Source organism: Hyphomicrobiales bacterium (genome assembly GCA_002869065.1).
Taxonomy (GTDB): Bacteria; Pseudomonadota; Alphaproteobacteria; order Rhizobiales; family Rhodobiaceae; genus Rhodobium.
On sequence record PKTR01000002.1, the window covers coordinates 1,127,369 to 1,146,915 of the forward strand.

A 19,547-nucleotide genomic window follows, 5' to 3' on the forward strand; every position below is an offset into this window, starting at 1 on the left:
AATCACTCGAAAGGCTCCGATTGTTCGTTTTGGCGCGTATTCTTATCCGAAAACCGGTGTCGACTATTCGCTGACGCGGACCTTCGGTTCGGGAATACGCGTTGGGTTCGGAATCGGGGAGGACCTTCACCAGAAATGCCCTTCGGGGTCAATGGGGAAGGCGGATTTCTCGCCGTTTCCGGGCAGTTTCGGGAGCAACTGAGGCGTTTGGGTGCCGGGTCGCGGCGAGGCGGCACCGGAAACGGAACGACCGGACGGCGAGAGGTCCCGCTGCCCGGTCGATGGATACGCGGTGAAGATCGCGCCGTCAGGCGGTCGCGGCGACGATGATGATCTCGACGCGGTAGTCCGGCGTTGCGAGCTTCGACTCGCCTGCGGCCCGGGTCGGGGCGTTGCCGGGCGACACCCAGGCATCCCACACCGCGTTCATTTCGGCGAAGTCGGCCATGTCGGCGAGCCAGATGGTGGCCTGCAGGATGCGGCTCTTGTCGGAGCCGGCTTCGGCAAGCAGCCGGTCGACGCCGGCGAGAATGGCGGTCGTCTGCGCGGTGACGCTTTCGCCCGGTGCGCCGACCTGGCCGGCGAGGAAGACGAGGCCGTTGTGGATGACGGCCTGGCTCATGCGCGGGCCGGTCTCAATGCGTGTGATGTCGCTCATGTGGGGTCCTTTTTCGAAATGATTGGGCCGGCGCCCTAAAGCGTGTGGGCGTCCTGGAAGCCGGTGAGGAAGCTTTGTAGATTATCGCCGAGTTCGGGGCAGAGATAGCCGCCTTCCTGCACGATGATGGTCGGCAGGCCAAGGGCTGCGCAGGCAGCCGCTATGCGGGCAAAGCCCGGCGTCGTCACTGCAAGGCCGCCGAACGGGTCGCCCTCGAAAGGATCGAGACCGAGCGCTATGACCAGTGTGTCGGCGCCGAAGGCACGCACCCGGTCGAGGCCGGTGGCGAGTGCTTTCAGGAACACGTCGTCGCCGGAGCCGCGCGGGATCGGCAAATTGACGTTGGCGCCGTGGCCCGGGCCTTCGCCGCGTTCCTGGGCGTTGCCCCAGAAGAACGGGTAGTAGCGTTCCGGGTCGGCATGGACGGAGACCGTCAGCACGTCGCCGCGTTCGTAGAAGATGCCTTGCGTGCCGTTGCCGTGGTGCAGATCGACATCGACGATGGCCGGGCGCATGCCGGCGGCGCGGCAGCGTTCGGCCGCGATCGCGGTGTTGTTCAAGAAGCAGAAGCCGCCGGCGAGATCGGTGAAGGCGTGGTGTCCGGGCGGGCGGCAGAGCGCGTAGGCGGCCTTTTCGCCGGCCAGCACGCTGTCGGCGGCGGCAATCGCGCTCTGGGCGCTCCAGTACATCGCTTCCCACGAACCTTCCGAGATCGGGCAGGCGGTGTCGGCCATGTGGTAGCCGGCCTGGCCGACGGCGGATTTCGGGTAGTTCACCGAGCGGCGGTCGGGGTGGATGTTGGGGATCACCTCTTCCGAGGCTCCGGGGATCCGTTGCCAGCGGGTGACGATGTTTTCCAGGAAAACGAGATATTCGCTGGTGTGGATGGCGGCGATCGGCGCCATGCCCTGATCGGACGGGGCGATGGTGGCGAGGCCGGCGCGCTCGGCGCCGCCAAGCAGCGCGTCGATGCGCTCCGGCTGCTCGGGGTTCGGCTGCGGCGCGCCGCTTGAGAGGAACAGTTTCGGCTGGTGCCGGCGCTGGGTGTCGTGAAAGACGGTTTTCATCGCCGCCTCCTTGCTCTGCTGCCGGGTCTTGGGTCCCGGACATTTCGAAATAACGCTATTTAGCCGGATCAGAAGGCCGTGCGGTCGCCGCCCTTGAGGCCGAGAATCGCGCGGGCCTCGCTCGGCGTGGCGACCGTGCGGCCCATTTTCTCGACGATGTCGCGCACCTTGGCAACCTGATCGGCATTGGAGCGGGCGAGTTCGCCCTTGCCGATATAGATGCTGTCTTCGAGCCCGACGCGGACGTGGCCGCCCATGGCAGCCGCCATGGAGGCGAACGGGATCTGATGGCGTCTGGCGGCGAGCGCCGACCATTGATAGGTGTCGCCGAACAGCTTGTCGGCGATGCGCTTCATGTGCACCAGATTGTCGGGGTCGGCCGCCATGCCGCCGAGTACGCCGAACACGAACTGGATGAACAGCGGCCCCTCGATCAGACCACGCTCGACGAAGTGTTGCAGCATGTAGAGGTGGCTCATGTCGTAGCACTCGAACTCGAAGCGCGCGCCGCGCTTCTGGCCGAGTTCGGTCAGCACATGGGCGATGTCGCGCGGCGTGTTCTTGAAGACGAGGTCGTCGGACTCCTCCAGGAACGGCTTTTCCCAGTCGTATCGCCAGTCGGAAATGCGGGACGCCGCCGGATAGAGCGCGAAATTCATCGTGCCCATGTTGAGCGAGCACATCTCCGGCTCGGCGGCGATCGGGGCGGCAAGCCGCTGATCGAGCGTCATCGTCGCGCTGCCGCCGGTCGAGATGTTGGCGACCGCATCGGTTGCCTGCTTGATGCGCGGCAGGAACCCCATGAAGTGCTCGACCGCGGCGGACGGCCGGCCGTTTTGCGGATCACGGGCGTGCAGGTGCAGGATCGTGGCACCGGCCTCGGCGGCGGCGACCGCTTCGCTGGCGATCTGATCGGCGGTAATCGGCAGGTATGGCGTCATCGACGGGGTGTGGATCGAGCCGGTGATGGCGCAGGTGATCAGGATCTTGCTCATGCAGCGGTTCCGGTGGCCGTATCGATCGCAAGGCCGGTTTCGTTGGCGAACTGGTCGAGCGAACGGGTCAGGCCGTCCATGATTTCGTCGATGTGGACCTCAGAGACGATCATCGGCGGGCAGATCAGGAAGTGATCGCCGTCGACGCCGCCGCGCGAACGGCGCGAATAGATGATGAGGCCGTTGTCGTAGGCAATATCGACAAGGCGGTTATAGGCGTTGAGCGTCTTGTCGAGCGGCGCTCGGGTAGCCCGGTCGCTGACCGTCTCGAAGGCGAGCATCAGCCCCATGCCACGCACGTCGCCGACAAAGGGGTAGGGGTTCATCAGGCCGGTGAGGCGGGCCTTCAACAGGTCGCCCATCCTGGCTGCATTTTCGATCATGCCCTGGCGCTCGATCTCGGCGATGACGGCGAGGCCGGCGGCCGAGGCGAGCGGATTGCCTGCATAGGTGAAGCCATGGGCAAAGCCGCCGGCATCGAGCACGGTGTCGACGATGTCCTCATGGGCGATCATGGCGCCCAGTGGCGCGTAGCCGGCCGCAAAGCCCTTGGAAAAGGCGATGATATCGGGATAGGCACCCCAATGTTCGCTGGCAAAGAAACGTCCGGTGCGGCCACCGCCGGTCATCACCTCGTCGTGGATCAGAAGGATGCCGTATTGCGTGCAGATCTCGCGCACCCGCTCCATGTAGCCGGGCGGTGAGACGAGCGCGCCGGTGGAGGCGCCGCCGACCGGCTCGACGAGGAAGGCGAGTACGGTTTCCGGGCCTTCGGCAATGATGCGCTCTTCGAGCATGTTTGCGTAATGCAGGCCGGTCGCCGGGTCGTCTGGGTCGAGGCCGTCGAGCCAGGCGCGCGGCGCCGGGATCTTCGGCATGTCGCGCATCATCGGCATGAAGGCGTCGGTGAGCGGCGTATAGCCGGTCAGAGCCAGCGCGCCGAGGGTGCAGCCGTGATAGCTCGGAAAGCGCGAGATGACCTTCCAGCGGCTGGTCTCGCCGCGCGCGACGGCGTATTGCCGGGCGAGCTTGGTGGCGCTCTCGGTCGCTTCCGAACCGCCGGAAACGAAAAAGACTCGGGTGAGGCCCGGCGGCGAGAGTTCCGCCATCTTCTCGGCGAGCTGCTCGGACACCTCGTTTTCAAAGTGCAGGCGGTAGCCGAAGGTGGCCTTTTCCATCTGCCGCCACATGGCGTCGAGTACATTGCGGTTGGAATGGCCGATATTGCAGACCATCGCGCCGGACGAGCCGTCGAGATAGCGCTTGCCGTCGGTATCCCACATATAGACGCCCTCGGCACGATCGAGCGTCGGCCGACGGCGCCGCGACTGATAGAACAGGCGGCTCGGTTTTCGTGTTGTCATTACCCATTCTCCGGGAGCGCCGCGCAATCGCTCGGCCGCACCTGAACCGAGACCGTGGAGCCTTCCGCAAACGGATGGTCCTCGATCATGTTGATGGCTTGTAGTTGCAGGTCGCCGACGCGGACGAAATAGCGTGCGGCCTGACCCTGATAATCCACCGTTTCGACGATTCCGGGAACAGAAATCCTTCCGTCGGCGGGGGCGTCGGCGGCCATCAGTTTCACCTTTTCGGCGCGGATCACGAGCTTGCCGTTGGTGCCGTCGCGATTGCCTTCAAGGGCGGGCGCGCGGTCCCGCGACACCGTGGCGCGGCCGAAATGGGGCACGTCGAGGGCGACGGCGTCGGCGTCGCTGCCGGCAATGGTGCCATCGAGAATGTTGGAGGCGCCGAGGAAGCTGGCGACGAACTCCGAGACAGGTGCGTTGTAGACGTCCTCGGGCGCGCCGGTCTGCTCGACGCGGCCGGCGCTCATCACGACGATGCGGTCGGACATCGCGAGTGCTTCGGACTGGTCGTGGGTGACGAAGATGGTGGTGACGCCGATGCGATGCTGAATGCGCTTCAGCTCGACACGCATGTCCTCGCGCAGATTGGCGTCGAGCGCGGACAGCGGTTCGTCGAGCAACAACACGTCGGGTTCGATGACGATGGCGCGGGCGAGCGCGATGCGCTGCTGCTGGCCGCCGGAAAGCTGTTTCGGGAAGCGGTCGCCGACGTCGGGAAGCTGCACCAGTTCGAGCGCGTCCTTGACCCTGCGGGAAATCTCGTCGCGGGAGACGTTGCGGTATTTCAGGCCGAAGGCGACGTTGTCGAAGACGGATTTGTGCGGAAACAGCGCGTAGTTCTGGAACACGATGCCGAGATTGCGCTTGTGGATCGGCGTGTCGTTGATCCGCTTGCCCTTGATGGCGATGTCGCCCTCGGTCGGGTCGAGCAGGCCGGCGACCATACGCAAGGTCGTCGTCTTGCCGCAGCCCGACGGTCCGAGCAGCGTGACGAAGCTGCCCTCTGGGATGTCCATCGACATGCGGTGGACGGCGGTAAAGGAGGCAAAGCGCTTGACGATGTCGCGCAATTCAACAGCGGGCGTGGTCACGGGCGCATCTCCGGTCAGTGTCGGCGGTCGGTCTCAAGGGAAGACGGGGTGGGACCGCCGCCGGTGGCGACGGTCCCGGATCGGTTCGGGCTCAGTAGCCCTTCTGGATGCGGCCGAACATCTTCGACCAGTCCTTCTCGTTGCCGTTCCAGTAGTTCGGATCGGCAAAGGTCAGGCCTTCCAGCGTTCCGGTCGGATCGAAGGCCGGCAGGGTCGGGATCTTCTTGCCGAGGTCGACCTTGGTCGGGTCGAGCGCCGGCGGATAGTTCTGACCCTCGGCGACGGCGATCGAGGTTGCCGGCTCGAGCATGAAGTTCAGCAGCTCTTCGCAGGCGGCCATCGGCGAGCCCTTGATGACGAACAGGCATTCCTGCCAGCCGAAGCCGTTCGGCGGGTCCATGTAGCCGATGTCGTGGCCCTGCTCGCGTAGCGCGTAGATGCGGCCCGACCAGCCTTCGGTGACGTAGAGCTCTTCTTCGGCGAGAAGGCTCATCAGCTCGGCGCCCGAGGTCCAGTATTTCAGTGCCAGGTCGCGGTGCTTGCGGATCGCATCCCACACGGCATCCATGTCGGTGGCGCCGTTCGGGTCCTGATCGGTCTGCAGCGAGGCGTACCAGATACGGGTGCGCCAGTCGGCCCAGCCGCCGATCTTGCCCTTCAGCTTCTCGTCGATGAGGATCTTGGCGCCCTTTTCCTTCATCTCCTCATCGGAGATGTGCTTGCGGTTATAGGCCAGACCCGTGGTGCCGTAGTCGTAGGGCACGCAGGACAGCTTGCCGTCGGTGATGCCACGGAATACGTCGGCGAGTTTCGGGATGACGTATTTCAGGTTCGGGATGTTGGCCTCGTTGAGTTCCGAGGTCAGGCCGAGACCGTGATAGCGGGCATAGTCGAAGACGCCGGACAGGTGGGCGATGTTGTACTCGCCGGGCTGGCTGGCCTTGATGCGCGACAAATATTCGTCGCCGCTGCCGAAGGTACCGTCGACGACCTTGATGCCGGTCTTGGCGGTGTAGGGATCGAAGGCGTGCTTGCGGAAGGCTTCCGAGACGACGCCGCCCCAGCCATCGAAGCGCACCTGTTCGGTGGCGGCCATGGCGTGGCGGGCGAACGGGGTGTGGACGCCGTAGGCGAGGCCGGCGGCGCCGATCAGGCCGAGGAACTTGCGGCGGTCGAGGTCGCCATTCAGGTAGCGTTCGCGAAGTCGTTCGTAGCGTTTCGTATCATCCATGTCGGTCTCTCCTTATCGGCTGGATGAGGGTATCGTCGTGCGGTTCTAACTGCCGCTTTTCAGAGCGAGCCGGCGGGCGATCGCCGCGCCGAGCAAAGGCAGGCCAACGGTGAGGAAGATCATCACCGCGCCGAGTGCGTTGATTTCCGGGCTGATCGAATTGCGCAGCATGGCAAAGATCTGGGTCGGGACGGTTTCCACGCCGCCGGGCTTCCAGAACAGGGTGCCGGTGATGTCGTCGAAGCTGATCGTGAAGGCGAACAGCATGCCGGCCAGGACGGCCGGCGCGAGCAGCGGCAGGGTGATCTGGAAAAAGGTCTGGACGGGGCTGGCGCCGAGCGACATCGCGGCCTCCTCGACGTCGCGGCGGATGCCGACGAGGCGCGCCTGCACGACGAGGATGACGAAGGGCAGGGTGAAGATGACGTGGCCAAGCAGCAGGAGCGTGAAGCTCTTGGGCACGTTGAGCGCCTTCATGAACAGCAGGATCGCCACGGCAAGCACCACTTCGGGCACCAGGATCGGCGCGATCAGCACGGTCGAGATGAGGTTCTGGCCGGGCACCCGGTAGCGGACCAGGGCGAGGCTGGCGAGCACACCAAGCGTGGTCGAGATCAGCGCGGTCATGGCACCGAGCGCAAACGAGGTGCGGAAGGCCCGCATGATGGCGTCGTTCTCGATCAGCGCGATGAACCAGCGGAACGAGAAGCCGGTCATCGGGAAGGAGCCGAACTGGCTGGCGTTGAAGGCGAGCAGCACGACCACGGCAACCGGCAGGAACATGAAGCCGTAGACGAGGATCGCCCAGGCGCGCACGAGGCCCCAGCCGGTGGGTTTGAAAAAGCCCATCATGACAGCCCCTTCGCCAGTTGGCTCATGCCGAGGAAATGGTTGTAGACGGCGACGACGGCGCCGAGCACGGCCAGCAACATCAGCGACAGGGCCGACCCGAGCGGCCAGTCGAGCTGGGTGATGATCGCCTCGAAGACGAGGTTGGCGAACATGGCGTCGCGCGGGCCGCCGAGCACCAGCGGGGTGATGTAGGTGCCGGCGCCAAGCACGAAGCACAGCAGACCGCCGGCGGCGAGGCCGGGCAGCGACAGCGGCAGGGTGACTTCGAGGAACGCTTTCCAGCGAGTGGCGCCGAGCGAGCAGGCGGCGTCTTCCAGCGTCGCGTCGATGCCTTCCAGGCTGACATAGACGTTGAGCACCATGAACGGCAGCAGGAAGTGGACGAGGCCGAGAATGACGGTGGTCTCGTTGTAGAGCATCTGGATCGGCTCGGAGACGATGCCGAGCGACAACAGCGCGGAGTTGAACGCGCCCGAGACGCCGAGAATGTTGATCCACGACATGGTGCGGATGATGTAGCTGATCCAGAACGGCAGCATCAGCAGGATAAGAAGCAGCGTCCGGTTGCCTTTCGAGCGGGCAATGAAATAGGCCGACGGATAGCCGGCGAGCGCGCAGACGATGGTCGACAGTCCGGCGATCTTCAGCGTGTTGAGCAGAATGTCGCGATAGAACGAGTCGGTGAGCGCTTCTTTCCAGTTGTCGAGATAGAAACCGGCGACGTCGGCGCCGGTTGCCGTGCGCAGCCAGAACGAATAGACGACGATGAAGGCAAGCGGGACGAAGAGGAGCAGCGTCACGGCGGTGAGCGCCGGTGACAGCAATATCCAGGGTTGGCGTCGTTCGCGGGCTTCTATGCTCATGGGGACCCTCACGAAGGATCCGCGGCACCGACGAAATGCCCGTGGCCACGGCTATGGTCGCGCACTCTCCAAAGGGACAATTTCCGTAAAGTCACCTCGCCCCGCCGGACGTGACTTTTGAAGTGTGGCAAGCGATTGAGAATTCCTCAAATAGATAGTTGAAATTGTGACTATAGATTTTCAGAATGTCGGCATGCGGAAATCCAATGATCGGGCCGAACAGCTCGCCCGCCGTCTCGACTGGAACCTGTTGCGCACCTTTGTCGTGCTTGCCGAGTCGCGCAGCGTGACGGATGCGGCCGAGCGGCTGCGGCTGAAGCAGCCAACGGTCTCCAATGCCTTGCGCCGATTGGAGGAACAGCTCGGGCGCAAGTTGATCGACCGCGGGCCCGGGCGGTTCATCCTGACCGATGCCGGGCGTATGCTGCTGCGCGAGGCGGTCGATATTCACGGCACCATTCTCGGCCTCGACACCTTGATGCGCGAGGTGCGCGAAGAGGTGCGCGGGCATGTGAACATTTCCGTGGCGAGCCATGTTTCCTCGCCGTTGTTCGATGCCGCGCTGGCCGCCTTTCATACCGCACACCCCAGGGCGACGCTGTCGATCGACGTGATGGCGAGCCGGCTGGCGATCGAGAACGTACGGGCGCGACGGTCGTCCTTTGCCGTTTGCCTGGTGCACGACCAAAGCCCGCAGCTCGAATATCGACCGGTGTTTCGCGAGTTCTTCGGCCTGTTCTGCGGGCCGACCCATCCGCTGTTCGGGCGCACCGGGCTGACCCGGCACGATCTCGCCGGGCACGCCTCGGTGTCGTTCATCACCGACCAGATGTCCGATGCGCTGCGCCCGGTCGCGCTGATGCGTGCCGAAGCCGATCTCGACGACCATGTGGTGGCGACCTCGTCGCATCTGGAAGAGGTGCGGCGGCTGATCGTTGCCGGGCTCGGGGTCGGGCCGCTGCCGCTTCACGTGGTCGAGCGCGATGTGCGCGACGGGTTGTTGTGGCGGCTGCCGCCCTATGACGACCCGCCGGCAATCGACGTGTTCATGGTGTTCAATCCGAATGCGCGCATGAACCGGGCCGAGGAAGCGATGATCGGCGAGTTGATCGCGCGTATCAACGCGGTCCCGTTCAGCGAGAGAACCTATGACTAGCCAGGTATCGCGGGAGGCGGGCTGCGCCTACGGTTCGAGCTCGGTGTCCCAGTAGAGGAAGTCGACCCAGCTGTCGTGCAGGTAGTTGGGCGGGAAGCGGCGACCGTTGATGTGCAGATCGTGCAGCGTCGGGCGGAACGGCGCCTGACGCGGCCACATGTCGGCGTGGCGGCAGGACTTGTTGCCTTTCTTCAGATTGCACGGCGCGCAGGCGGCGACGACGTTGTCCCAGGTGGTCTGGCCGCCGCGCGAACGCGGAACGACGTGGTCGAAGGTGAGGTCGTCCTGGCTGCCGCAATACTGGCACTCGAACCTGTCGCGCAGGAACACGTTGAAGCGGGTGAAGGCGGGATTTCGGGCCGGGCGGATGAAGGTTTTCAGCGACACCACGCTCGGCAGGCGCATCTCGAATTTCGGGCTGCGCACGGCGACGTCATATTCGGAGACGATGTTCACGCGGTCGAGGAAAACCGCCTTGATCGTGTCCTGCCAGGACCACAGAGACAAAGGGTAGTAGCTCAGCGGACGGTAGTCCGCGTTCAGCACTAGCGCGGGGTGCGCGCCCGATGTCGATGCGATCGTCAAATCGAACTCCTCGTTCCGTCGATTCGTTCCAGATCGTTTGGCGGCGCCATATTGTTAGGCCGGTATGTCACCTTTGTGAAGGCCGGCTTTCATAGCGGCATCGCGTCGCGTCCCTGTCGGCAAACCCGGTAATAGGCCCAGAACAGACGTGCGGCGACGCCGCGCCAGGGCGACCAAAGTTCGGCGATTTCGACGAGGGCCTTCGGCTTCGGCCGCTCGTCCATCCCGAAGGCTTCGGCAACGGCGATCTGCAGGGCGAGGTCGCCGGCGGGGAAGATGTCGCGATGGCCGAGACAGAACAGCAGGAACACTTCGGCCGTCCACGGGCCGATGCCTTTCACCGCGGTCAGCAACTCGGTCGCTTCATCGGCGGGACGGGCGCCCAGTTCGTCGACCGGCAGCGACCCGTCGCCGGCACTTTCGGCGATGGCCCGCAGGGTGCGGATCTTCGGTGCCGACAGGCCGCAGCCTCGCAGCGTGTCGTCGCAGGCGTCCATGATGCCGTTTGGGCAGACCGTGCCGAGCGTGTCGGTCAGGCGGCGAAAGATCGAATCGGCGCTGGCCTTGGAAAGCTGCTGGGCGACGACGATCTCGCACAGGCCGGAAAAGCCTGGTGGGCGGCGACGAAGCGGAACCGGACCGGCAAGCTCGATGACCTCATGCAGGCGGGGGTCGACCCGGCGCAGGTGGTCGATCCCCTCAGCGATGTCGTCCTCTGTCTCGATCAGGCGCATCGGCGTCGATTCCTTTTCCAACTGCATGAGCCTTGGCAAATCGCCGTCCGGCGTCAAGAGTGGAGGCAATCGTGATGGCGGCTCGCCCGTCGCGCGACCCGAAACCTGCCCGAACCTGCTCGTCCACAGACGCGCCGCACCCGGATCCACTGTTCTGACCGCCATGCCGACCCGTCCCGTCTTCCGCTTCGCACCGAGCCCGAATGGCGATCTGCATCTCGGCCATGCCTATTCCGCGCTGCTCAATTTCCACATGGCGAGGAAGGGCGGTGGGCGTTTCCTCGTGCGTATCGAGGATATCGACATCGGCCGTTGCCGGCCGGAATTCGAAGCGGGCATCTTGGAAGACCTCGCCTGGCTCGGCCTCTCCTGGGAAGAGCCGGTCCACCGCCAGTCGGAGTATTTCGACGGCTACCGATCCGCCCTTGGCAAGCTGAGCGGGATGGGGCTGACGTTCCTGTCGCGGGCGACCCGCAAGGAAATTGCCGAGGGTGTCGCTGCTCGGGAAGCGGCGCTTGGCGAAACCTGGCCGCGCGACCCAGACGGCGCGCCGCTCTATCCGTTCGGTGTGGAAGACCGGGCGGCAGGAAATGAGGTGACGGACGAGCCGGCGGCGGTGCGGCTGCGCATGGAAGAGGCTGTGGCGCGGGCCGGCGATCTTGTCTGGAGCGAGACCGGCGCCGGGCCGAATGGCGAGACGGGATCGGTCGCTGCGCGGCCGCTCGACTGGGGCGACGTGCTGGTTGCGCGCAAAGATGTGCCGACCAGCTATCATTTATCGGTGGTCGTCGACGATGCGCTGCAAGGCGTGACGCATATCGTGCGCGGGCAGGATCTGTTCTGGTCGACCAGCGTCCACCGGCTGTTGCAGACCCTGCTCGGCTTTCCGGCGCCGGCCTATCACCATCACCGGCTGATCCTTGGCGAGGATGGCCGCAAATTGTCGAAATCGGCGCGGGATACGAGTCTCAGATCATTGCGCGACGCCGGCGCGACGCCGGGCGACATCCGCCGGATGATCGGGTTTGTGGACTGATCATTTTGTGTCGTCGTCCTATAGCCAGCGCGGTTTCATGGACTTAAAGAAAAGGCAGGGGCCGAACGGAATTGGCCGGCTTCGCGCCGGACAAGGATTTCAGGAGAGATCGATGGGTTTTTTTGATTTCGTCACGGACGCCGGCAAGAAGCTGTGGGGCGGAGACGACGACGAAGCGGCGGCAGCCGAGGCTCTGGAAAAAGAGGTCAAGGATCTTGGGCTTGGCGGCGACGTCGAGATCAAGGTCGAGGGCGATACGGTCAAGATTGCCGGTATGGCACCGAGCCAGGAGGTGAAGGAGAAGATCATCCTCGCCGCCGGCAATATCGCCGGCATCGGCAAGGTCGAGGAAGAGATCAAGGCCGATGTCGAGGAAGAGCCGGCGACCTTCCATACGGTGGAAAAGGGCGACACGCTGTGGGCCGTGGCCAAGAAGGCCTATGGCGACGGCTCGAAGTACAACGCCATTTTCGAGGCCAACCGGCCGATGTTGTCCGATCCCGACAAGATCTATCCGGGCCAGGTGCTTCGCATTCCGAAACTCGGCTGATCGTACTGACCGACTAGGACGGGAAAAGGCGGCCTCACAGGGTCGCCTTTTTTTCTTGCCGCGCTGCGGTGCGGTTCCCGCGGGGCCTCGCCCGCTACTGCATTGGCAAGATCTGCATCCACGCCGCCATGGCCACCACCGAGATCGCATTGGTGACGGTGATGGTGTTCGATGCGAGTCCGTGGCCGGTGCGGAAGCGGTTGGCGATCAGATAGGCGTTGACGCCGGTCGGGCAGGCGGCCGCGATGGTCGCGACAGATACCCAGAGCGGCGGCAGGTCGGTCAGATAGGTGGTGAAGGTCCATACCAGCGCCGGCAGTGCACCGACCTTGAGCACCGACAGCACCAGCGAGGGCGCGAGATTGCCGCCGATGCCATAGCGCTTCAGCGCCATGCCGAGCGCGAAAAGGGCGCAGGGCGCGGCGGTGGCCGCGAGCTTGTCGATCAGCACTTTCGGCAGGCCCTCGACCGGCAGGCCGGCAAGCCGCCACAGCCCGCCGGCGATGATGCCGATGACGATCGGATTGCTGACGAGGCTGAGGCCGATCGAGCGCATCAGGTGAAGCGGCGAGATCGCCGTCTGGTTCTCGCGCCGTTCGACCCGCTCGATGAGCAGCGTGCTCGCCACCATCATCACCGGCAGATGCACCGAGATCAGGATGAACAGCGGCACCGAGCCGGCCTCGCCGAAGGCGGTGAGGATCAGCGGGATGCCGATCAGCACGAGATTGGAAAAGCCGGCAGAGACGCCACCAACGACGCCGGCGCGGGCATCGCGCCCGAAGCCGAGGCGGACGACCCGGTCGGCGAGGGTCCAGACCACGACGACGGCGGCGAAATAGGGGATCCACAGCGCCCAGGGCGACACCGCCGGCAAATGCGCGGTGGCCAGCGTGCGGAAGATCAGCAGTGGCACGGCGACGGTGAAGACGAAATCGCCGAGGGCCTCGCCGACTTCCTTCCTGAGGATGCCGAAGGCGGCGATCGCATAGCCGAGACCGATCAGTCCGAAGACCGGCAGGATGATCTCGACGAGCTGTTCCATGAACGGGCTTTCCAGCGATTGCGACCGGGCGGATGCGGCAAGAGGGCCGACTTTGTGCGCGGGGATTGCCGCGGTCAATGGGTGCCGATGGCCTGCAAGGCTGCCATGCAGACGCCTGCCGGCCCGCGTGACGGCAGAAAATCGCGGTTTTCGGAGCGAATCGGCCCCGTTCCGCTTGTCCTTCACTGGCTCAGCCTGTAAGCCATCGGTGGGTGGAAAGTGATGGAAGAACCGGGCGAAAACGAAAGTCAGACGCGGCGCGCGGCTGACAGCGGCAGTGACGCTGCAACCCTCCTGGCGGTTGCGGGCCATGAACTGCGCACACCGATCGGTGCCATCCTCACCCTGGTGGAACTGCTGCAGACCACCGATCTCGACGATCAGCAGCGATATTTCCTCAAATCGATCCAGGAAGCCGCCAGCATGGGTCTGGCGCTGGCCGAGGACATCCTGCATGCCGGGCGTGCCGCCAAGGGCCGGGCGCCGGATGTTGCGATCCCCTATTCCCCGGCGCGATTGATTGACGAAGTGATGTCGATGATGACGCCGGGCGCGGAGCAGAAGGGTCTTTCCTTCGGCGCGGATACCGAAGGCGTTGCCGGGCGCTGGGTGGTCGGCAACAGCGATGCGGTGCGCCGCATCCTCGTCAGCCTTTGCGAAAACGCGCTCAAATATACCGAACACGGATCGGTCGAGATCGCAGCGACGCTTGAAGCAGGTGCCGGCGCGGACGGGATGCAGACGCTGGTGCTCGCCGTTTGCGATACCGGCCCCGGGCTTTTGCCGCGCGATCAGGAACGACTCTACCGGGCCTTTGAGCGTGGCAGCGGGGTCGCCGGGATCGCCGGAACCGGGCTCGGGCTGTGGATCGTGCACAGCCTTGTCGCCGCGCTTGGCGGCACCATCGCCGTCGACAGCGAGCGCGGCAAGGGTACGACCTTCACCGTGCGCATTCCGGCAGCCGACGCCGATCCGGAAACGCTGCCCGCCGGCGATGATGGGTCGGCTGCCGTTCAGGAGCGGCGGGATACGGGCGCGCCGCTGTTGCAGCGTTCGATCCGGGTGCTCGTCGTCGACGATAACCGCTTCTCACGTGAGATCGCGCTTGCCTGCCTTGGCGGGTTCGGCATGGAGGGGATCGCGGTCGACAGCGGCGAGAAGGCGCTTGCCGCGCTCGGCGACGCACCGTTCGATCTGGTGCTGCTCGACCTCACCATGCCCGGGTTCGACGGGTTCGAAACGCTCGCGGCCATTCAGGGCATGGAATCGGTGCGCGCGATCCCGGTCATTGCGATGTCGGCATGGTCCGACAAGGCTGCGCCGGACAAGCTTGCCGCCGCAGGATTCAACGGACGCATCGACAAGCCGTTCAAGCCCGGCGCGCTTTACCGGACCATCCTCGAGGCGGTCGGCGACGATAGCTGAGCCGGCGTGCCTGTTGGGGAAAAGCGCATTCCGTTCGGGCTGCCCGTTGCCTTTGCCATCTCATTGTCGTCAAATTCCGTTAGGGAATGACCTCGAATCCGAGCGAAGATTTGCCGGCAAATCGTTGTTCCGGACAGTCAACAAGGACGGGAAAAGGCAGGATGACCAACTCCGCGATCGCGAAAACCGGATTGCGCCAGAAGACCGATGCCATCGCGCGCGGGCTTTTCGATACGCTCTACAATCGGCTCGCGGCGCTCTATGAGCCGCTGTTGGTCAAGCTGCTTGGCTATTCCGGCCACGAGGTCGTTGCCGAAGCTCTGTGCCCATTCCTCGAGGATCTCGATGGCGTTGTTCTCGATGCCGGTTGCGGGACCGGGCTGACGGCGCTGGCGCTGCAGACGTGCCGGCCGGAACTGACCATCGACGGGTTCGACATCGCGCCAGACATGGTGGCGATCGCGGAAAAGTCGGGTGCCTATCGCGAACTCATGGTCGCGGATGCGACCAAGCCGCTGCCGGTCGAGAGGGGCACCTATGCGGCCGCCATCTCGTCGGGGCTTTACACGCAGGGCCATGTCGGCGCCGAAGCTATTGCCCCGGTGCTCGATGCCCTGCGGCCGGGCGGGCTGTTCGGCTTTTACGTCTATGAGCCGATCTTCGAGAAGCTCGGCTTTGCCGGCGAGCTCAAGCGGCTCGTCGATGACGGCGCGATCACCGTTCTCGAAGAAGAAGAGGCGAGCCATTTCCGCCGTCTCGCCAACCAGTCCTGCCGGGTGTTTGTCGTCCGCAAGAGCTGATCATTTGCCGGCTATGTAGCTTTTCAGGCCCAGATCGCGACGCGCAGGCCGCGGGCGTCGCGCGCCGGTTCGGGCGGGAACGGCTCGGCCTTTTGGCTGAGGATGCGCTCGGCGATGACGGCGTTGACGCAGGCGTCGATGAGGTCGTCGGGCCCGGCGCCGCACGGTGGCTTCTGCCCGAGAAAACCCATTTCGTAGCCGAAACGCACCAACAATTCCCGGCGCTGATCGAGGCCGGCCGGATTCGGCCGGCTCTTCACCTTCTTCGGCAGGCTCATCGGCTGTTCGCCATTCAGCCGCCAGAAGGCGAGTTCCGGGTGGACCTCGAAAACACGGGCTTCGAGGTCAGGCGTCATCAACGCATCGATTTCACGGATCTTCGGGAAGAGCGCGAAGCCCTGGCGCGACACCTTGCGTGGCGGGTCCGAGGTTTCGAGCGCCAGCCGGCACGCCTCGCCGAAGTTGTCGGCCATGACGGCGGCGCGGGCGGGGATCGAAAACACCGAGGATTGGCGCTCGCCAAGGAGAGGGCGGACGGCTTTTTCCGGTCCGCGCCCGTTCGGCCCGATGTGGTCAGGCAGGCCGATCGGCATGTCGACGGCGACAACGCGCGGGTTTTCCGGCGCGGCGAGGATCTCGGCAAAGCTTTCGTGCAGGCGCAGGCGGGGCGGCTCGTCGTCGAGCGAGCGATAGGCCGCGATCCAGCCCGCCGGGCAGCCGTCGACACCGGCGACCCAGCCGCTGTCTTCTCTGTCCTCAGCCGGCATCGCCGCTGTCCGGGGCGTTCGCCTTGCGCCGGATCGTCGGGGTTTGCAGCCGCCGCATGGTGACCATAGCCGTCGGGCGGACGATGCTCCCCTGTTCCGTCGTCAGCCACAACTCGTCGGCGCCGGCTTTCACCGAGCGGGCGACCAGTTCGAACGCGGTGGCGGTAGCGCGGCCAAGCGCGGTTTCCTCGTTCGCCCCGTCGAGGAGATGGGCGAGGAACAGCGAGGACAGCAGGTCGCCGGGGCCGTTCGGCGCGTTGGCGATCGCCGGATGCTCGGCGACGATGGCTGAGGACGCGGCTTTTGCCACCAGCATGGTCGCCATGGCGTTGCCGAAGAGCGCCGGCGCGGAGGAGACGACCATGCGCGGCGGCGAAAGGGTGCGGGCGGCCGCTTCGGCCTCGGCGGGCGTCGTTACCGGCATGCCGCTCAGCCAGGCGAGTTCGAAAGCGTTGGGGGTGGCGATATCGGCGAGCGGCAGGAGCCTGTCGCGGATCGCTTCGGCCGTCGGTTCGGGCACGTAGAGCCTGCCTGCGTCGCCGGAAATCGGGTCGCAGAGATAGAGCAGGTCCGGGTTCTTTTCGCGTGCCTTGCCGATCAGCCCGGCGATCGCCTCGGCCTGTTCGGGACTACCCAGATAGCCGGTCAGGATGCCGCCGACCTGATCGATCCAGGGGCTGTTCGCGAGATCGGCCAACATGGCGGCGAAGCCATCCATGTCGGGCACCAACCGGGTCGAGGGGCCATGGCCCGGATGCCAGGAGAGCGTGATCGTCGGGACGAACCAGACCGGGAAGCCGAGCCGCTCGAGCGCGAAGACAACGCCGCGGCCGCCGACGGAGCCGCGAGCGACGAGCGAGGTGATGACGATGATCGCCGGTTTTCTGACGGGGGCGGGCATGGCGGGTACAGTTTTTTTGCTGCCGTGCGTGGAAAGTGGCCGCGCGGCCGTTTTCGGTTCGGGCGCCGTCAGATGACGGCCAGTTCGTGCACCGGATGGTTGGCGGCGATGCGGTCATAGGAAAACACGGATAGGTCGAGAGTGCGATAGGCGCCGTCGACGATCAGTTCGGAAATGGCGCGCCCGACCGCCTGCGCTTGCTGCAGACCGTGGCCCGAGAAGCCGTTGGCGAAGAGGAAATTGCCGATCTCGCTGTGCGGTCCGAGGATCGCGTTCTGGTCGAACGGGTTGTAGTCGTAGTGGCCGGCCCAGGCATTGGTCAGCTTGATCGCCTCGAATGCCGGCACGCGGTGGGCGAGCGCCGGCCAGATGATTTCCTCGAACAGGGCCCAGTCGGGATCGAAATCGTCATCGTTGGCGCGGCCGTCATCTTCTTCTTTCGGCGACATGCCGCAGATGAAGTGGGCGCCTTCGGGGCGGACATAGATGCCGCTCGGGTCGACCATCAGCGGCATGCCCTCGACCTTTTCGCGGCAATCGAAGACGAAGACGGTGCGCTTGCGCGGCTCGACCGGCAGCGAAATCCCGGCGAGTTCCGCCAGATCGCCGGCCTGCGGGCCTGCCGCGTTGACCAGGGTGCCGCAGGCGATCCTGTGTCCGTCGGCGAGGCGCACCGCTTCGATGCGGTCGCCGACGCGCTCGATGCCGGAAATGGTGCCGGTGATCGCCGTGACACCCCGCTTCCTGATGTCGCCGCGCAGCAGCGCCAGCACGCCATGGGCGTCGAACCAGCCCTCGCCGCTCTGACCATAGGCGCCGGCTGCGAGGTCCTCGACATTCAGCCAGGGGAAGCGGTGCGTGAGGTCGACCGGTTCGAGATAGGCGATGTCGGCGCCCTCGGCGATCTGGATCGCGTGGTTGGCGCGCAGCCGCTCGACGCCGGCCTCGCTCGACAGGATGAGATAACCCTGTTCGCGGAAGCCGACATCGGCATCGGGCCCGAAATGGGTTTTCAGATCACGCAGGAAGCCAAGGCCGAATTGCGACAGGCGGATGTTCTCGGGGGTAGAGAATTGCTGGCGAATCGACGCCGCCGACAGTGTCGTCGCGGCACGGGCAAACGCGGGATCGCGCTCGATGACCGCAATGGAGCCGGAGAAGCCGGGTTCGCGAGCGAGGAACCAGGCAACACTCGCGCCGACGGCGGCGCCTCCGGCAATGACGACATCATAAAAATCGGCAGGCATGTGCGCACCTTTTTTTCAACGCCAGACGGCTTCGGCGAATGGGCTCCGATTTGCCGCGATTTCCCGAGCAAAACACACTTCAAATCAGAAGGATAGAGCCTATCCGTCGAGACTGTTGCGGGACCGGATGAGCTTGTTCGTGGCAATGGTTCCGCCAGTATTTGACGGCATCGGATCATTGTTCGGTCCGGTGATCGTAATGTTTGCCGAAAGCACTATTTGCAACCCTGCCCTTAGGTGAGTAGGAATAAGTGATTACAAAAGGAACTATTCCCATGAGCGAGCAACTGCGCCCCCGTCGCAGCGTCCTTTACATGCCGGGCTCGAACACCCGTGCATTGGAAAAGGCCAAGACCCTTGATGCGGATTGTTTGATCCTCGATCTGGAAGATGCCGTTGCGCCGGAAGAAAAGGCGCAGGCGCGCAAGAACGTGTTCGACGCGGTGCGCGGCGGCGGCTACGGCAATCGTGAGTTGATCATTCGCATCAACGCGATCACCTCGGCATGGGGCGAGGCGGATCTGGAAATCGCGGTTTCGGCAAACCCGGACGCCATTCTGGCGCCGAAAGTGAGCACGGCGGCGGATGTCTTCGAGATCGGCCAGCGGCTCGATAGCGCGGGCGCCGAGGCTTCTCTGAAGCTCTGGGTGATGATGGAAACGCCGCGGGCGATGCTGCACGCCGAAGAGATCGCGGCGGCCGTCAACGGGCCCGACGGGCGGCGGTTGAAGGCCTTCGTCATGGGCACCAACGATCTCGCCAAGGATACGCGGGCGCGCATCCTGCCCGGTCGCCAGCCGATGGTCTCCTGGCTGTCGACCTGCGTTGCCGCGGCACGGGCCTATGGCCTCGACATCATCGATGGCGTCTACAACGACTTCGGCAATGAGGAAGGCTTCGCGGAAGAATGTGCGCAGGGCCGGGATTTCGGCATGGACGGCAAGACGCTGATCCACCCGAAGCAGGTCGCGCCGTGCAACGAGATCTTCGCGCCGAGCGCCGACGAGGTCGCCTGGGCGAAAACCATCATCGCCGCCTTCGACGAGCCGGAAAACGCCGGCAAGGGCGCGATCCGCATCGAGGGCAAGATGGTCGAGCTGCTGCACGCCGACATGGCGCGGCGCACGGTCGCCGTCGCCGAAGCGATGGCCGCGCGTGCGGGCGCCTGACGGGG

At 64.9% G+C, this 19,547-nt stretch carries 20 protein-coding genes; 6 read left to right on the forward strand and 14 right to left on the reverse strand.

The window, feature by feature from the left end:
• Positions 1-307 precede the first annotated feature (307 nt).
• The 8 genes from C0606_08890 to C0606_08925 all read right to left on the reverse strand — a co-directional run bounded on the left by C0606_08890 (position 308) and on the right by C0606_08925 (position 8,127).
• A complete protein-coding gene (locus tag C0606_08890) occupies positions 308-658 on the reverse strand; it encodes a hypothetical protein (GenBank protein PLX38317.1) in 351 nt (116 codons plus the stop codon).
• 35 nt (positions 659-693) lie between these two features.
• A complete protein-coding gene (locus C0606_08895; GenBank protein ID PLX38318.1) occupies positions 694-1,725 on the reverse strand; it encodes an acetylpolyamine amidohydrolase in 1,032 nt (343 codons plus the stop codon).
• Between the two features lie 68 nt (positions 1,726-1,793).
• Positions 1,794-2,720 (reverse strand): 3-keto-5-aminohexanoate cleavage protein, encoded by a 927-nt coding sequence (locus C0606_08900; GenBank protein ID PLX38319.1) that lies wholly within the window; start codon positions 2,718-2,720, stop codon positions 1,794-1,796.
• Positions 2,717-4,084 carry an aspartate aminotransferase family protein gene (locus C0606_08905; GenBank protein PLX38320.1) on the reverse strand — a complete coding sequence of 456 codons (1,368 nt, stop codon included), beginning with the start codon at positions 4,082-4,084 and terminating at the stop codon, positions 2,717-2,719. The genes C0606_08900 and C0606_08905 overlap by 4 nt, the downstream gene beginning before the upstream one ends.
• Entirely contained in the window at positions 4,084-5,112 is a 1,029-nt protein-coding gene (locus C0606_08910; GenBank protein ID PLX38767.1) for a polyamine ABC transporter ATP-binding protein, read from the reverse strand. The genes C0606_08905 and C0606_08910 overlap by 1 nt, the downstream gene beginning before the upstream one ends.
• A 160-nt stretch (positions 5,113-5,272) precedes the next feature.
• Entirely contained in the window at positions 5,273-6,412 is a 1,140-nt protein-coding gene (locus C0606_08915; protein ID PLX38321.1) for a spermidine/putrescine ABC transporter substrate-binding protein, read from the reverse strand.
• A gap of 45 nt (positions 6,413-6,457) precedes the next feature.
• Positions 6,458-7,261, reverse strand: a complete 804-nt coding sequence (locus C0606_08920; protein PLX38322.1) for a spermidine/putrescine ABC transporter permease — start codon at positions 7,259-7,261, stop codon at positions 6,458-6,460.
• Entirely contained in the window at positions 7,261-8,127 is an 867-nt protein-coding gene (locus tag C0606_08925) for an ABC transporter permease (GenBank protein PLX38323.1), read from the reverse strand. The genes C0606_08920 and C0606_08925 overlap by 1 nt, the downstream gene beginning before the upstream one ends.
• Before the next feature lie 193 nt (positions 8,128-8,320).
• Here C0606_08925 and C0606_08930 point away from each other — a divergent pair, with 193 nt between their 5' ends.
• Positions 8,321-9,283, forward strand: a complete 963-nt coding sequence (locus tag C0606_08930) for a LysR family transcriptional regulator (GenBank protein PLX38324.1) — start codon at positions 8,321-8,323, stop codon at positions 9,281-9,283.
• 27 nt (positions 9,284-9,310) lie between these two features.
• On the opposite strand, the gene C0606_08935 is transcribed toward C0606_08930, so the two are convergent.
• Positions 9,311-9,868, reverse strand: coding sequence for an HNH endonuclease (locus C0606_08935; protein ID PLX38325.1), 558 nt, complete (start codon positions 9,866-9,868; stop codon positions 9,311-9,313).
• A gap of 89 nt (positions 9,869-9,957) precedes the next feature.
• A complete protein-coding gene (locus C0606_08940; GenBank protein PLX38768.1) occupies positions 9,958-10,602 on the reverse strand; it encodes a DNA-3-methyladenine glycosidase in 645 nt (214 codons plus the stop codon).
• Between the two features lie 163 nt (positions 10,603-10,765).
• On the opposite strand from C0606_08940, the gene C0606_08945 reads away from it, so the two are divergent.
• Positions 10,766-11,638, forward strand: a complete 873-nt coding sequence (locus C0606_08945; protein ID PLX38326.1) for a tRNA glutamyl-Q(34) synthetase GluQRS — start codon at positions 10,766-10,768, stop codon at positions 11,636-11,638.
• Positions 11,639-11,750: 112 nt separating this feature from the next.
• Positions 11,751-12,188, forward strand: coding sequence for a peptidoglycan-binding protein LysM (locus C0606_08950; GenBank protein ID PLX38327.1), 438 nt, complete (start codon positions 11,751-11,753; stop codon positions 12,186-12,188).
• A 94-nt stretch (positions 12,189-12,282) separates the two neighbouring features.
• Here the strand turns inward: C0606_08950 and C0606_08955 are convergent, their stop codons facing one another.
• Complete coding sequence (locus tag C0606_08955; protein ID PLX38328.1) at positions 12,283-13,233, reverse strand: AEC family transporter; 951 nt, start codon at positions 13,231-13,233, stop codon at positions 12,283-12,285.
• Positions 13,234-13,455: 222 nt separating this feature from the next.
• Between C0606_08955 and C0606_08960 the strand changes: the two genes are divergently transcribed.
• Positions 13,456-14,658, forward strand: a complete 1,203-nt coding sequence (locus C0606_08960; protein PLX38329.1) for a hypothetical protein — start codon at positions 13,456-13,458, stop codon at positions 14,656-14,658.
• An 86-nt stretch (positions 14,659-14,744) separates the two neighbouring features.
• Complete coding sequence (locus C0606_08965; protein ID PLX38330.1) at positions 14,745-15,458, forward strand: hypothetical protein; 714 nt, start codon at positions 14,745-14,747, stop codon at positions 15,456-15,458.
• 23 nt (positions 15,459-15,481) lie between these two features.
• Here the strand turns inward: C0606_08965 and C0606_08970 are convergent, their stop codons facing one another.
• From C0606_08970 to C0606_08980, 3 genes are all read right to left on the reverse strand, one after another.
• Positions 15,482-16,225 (reverse strand): DUF429 domain-containing protein, encoded by a 744-nt coding sequence (locus C0606_08970; protein PLX38331.1) that lies wholly within the window; start codon positions 16,223-16,225, stop codon positions 15,482-15,484.
• Complete coding sequence (locus tag C0606_08975; GenBank protein ID PLX38332.1) at positions 16,215-17,126, reverse strand: pyridoxal kinase; 912 nt, start codon at positions 17,124-17,126, stop codon at positions 16,215-16,217. Before C0606_08975 ends, C0606_08970 begins: the two co-directional genes overlap by 11 nt.
• A gap of 68 nt (positions 17,127-17,194) precedes the next feature.
• Complete coding sequence (locus C0606_08980) at positions 17,195-18,373, reverse strand: FAD-dependent oxidoreductase (GenBank protein ID PLX38333.1); 1,179 nt, start codon at positions 18,371-18,373, stop codon at positions 17,195-17,197.
• 275 nt (positions 18,374-18,648) lie between these two features.
• On the opposite strand from C0606_08980, the gene C0606_08985 reads away from it, so the two are divergent.
• On the forward strand, positions 18,649-19,542 hold the full coding sequence (locus C0606_08985; protein ID PLX38334.1) for a CoA ester lyase: 894 nt from the start codon (positions 18,649-18,651) through the stop codon (positions 19,540-19,542).
• Positions 19,543-19,547 lie beyond the last annotated feature (5 nt).

What these genes read in the sequence shown, in the direction of transcription:
- C0606_08910 (PLX38767.1), bottom strand. Translation starts at nt 5,112, where the DNA reads ATGTCGATGGACATCCCAGAGGGCAGCTTCGTCACGCTGCTCGGACCG.
- C0606_08980 (PLX38333.1), bottom strand. Translation starts at nt 18,373, where the DNA reads ATGCCTGCCGATTTTTATGATGTCGTCATTGCCGGAGGCGCCGCCGTC.
- C0606_08900 (PLX38319.1), bottom strand. Translation starts at nt 2,720, where the DNA reads ATGAGCAAGATCCTGATCACCTGCGCCATCACCGGCTCGATCCACACC.
- C0606_08945 (PLX38326.1), top strand. Translation starts at nt 10,766, where the DNA reads ATGCCGACCCGTCCCGTCTTCCGCTTCGCACCGAGCCCGAATGGCGAT.
- C0606_08940 (PLX38768.1), bottom strand. Translation starts at nt 10,602, where the DNA reads ATGCGCCTGATCGAGACAGAGGACGACATCGCTGAGGGGATCGACCAC.
- C0606_08955 (PLX38328.1), bottom strand. Translation starts at nt 13,233, where the DNA reads ATGGAACAGCTCGTCGAGATCATCCTGCCGGTCTTCGGACTGATCGGT.
- C0606_08895 (PLX38318.1), bottom strand. Translation starts at nt 1,725, where the DNA reads ATGAAAACCGTCTTTCACGACACCCAGCGCCGGCACCAGCCGAAACTG.
- C0606_08950 (PLX38327.1), top strand. Translation starts at nt 11,751, where the DNA reads ATGGGTTTTTTTGATTTCGTCACGGACGCCGGCAAGAAGCTGTGGGGC.
- C0606_08905 (PLX38320.1), bottom strand. Translation starts at nt 4,084, where the DNA reads ATGACAACACGAAAACCGAGCCGCCTGTTCTATCAGTCGCGGCGCCGT.
- C0606_08930 (PLX38324.1), top strand. Translation starts at nt 8,321, where the DNA reads ATGCGGAAATCCAATGATCGGGCCGAACAGCTCGCCCGCCGTCTCGAC.
- C0606_08920 (PLX38322.1), bottom strand. Translation starts at nt 7,261, where the DNA reads ATGGGCTTTTTCAAACCCACCGGCTGGGGCCTCGTGCGCGCCTGGGCG.
- C0606_08925 (PLX38323.1), bottom strand. Translation starts at nt 8,127, where the DNA reads ATGAGCATAGAAGCCCGCGAACGACGCCAACCCTGGATATTGCTGTCA.
- C0606_08965 (PLX38330.1), top strand. Translation starts at nt 14,745, where the DNA reads ATGACCTCGAATCCGAGCGAAGATTTGCCGGCAAATCGTTGTTCCGGA.
- C0606_08970 (PLX38331.1), bottom strand. Translation starts at nt 16,225, where the DNA reads ATGCCGGCTGAGGACAGAGAAGACAGCGGCTGGGTCGCCGGTGTCGAC.
- C0606_08985 (PLX38334.1), top strand. Translation starts at nt 18,649, where the DNA reads ATGAGCGAGCAACTGCGCCCCCGTCGCAGCGTCCTTTACATGCCGGGC.
- C0606_08890 (PLX38317.1), bottom strand. Translation starts at nt 658, where the DNA reads ATGAGCGACATCACACGCATTGAGACCGGCCCGCGCATGAGCCAGGCC.
- C0606_08915 (PLX38321.1), bottom strand. Translation starts at nt 6,412, where the DNA reads ATGGATGATACGAAACGCTACGAACGACTTCGCGAACGCTACCTGAAT.
- C0606_08960 (PLX38329.1), top strand. Translation starts at nt 13,456, where the DNA reads ATGGAAGAACCGGGCGAAAACGAAAGTCAGACGCGGCGCGCGGCTGAC.
- C0606_08975 (PLX38332.1), bottom strand. Translation starts at nt 17,126, where the DNA reads ATGCCCGCCCCCGTCAGAAAACCGGCGATCATCGTCATCACCTCGCTC.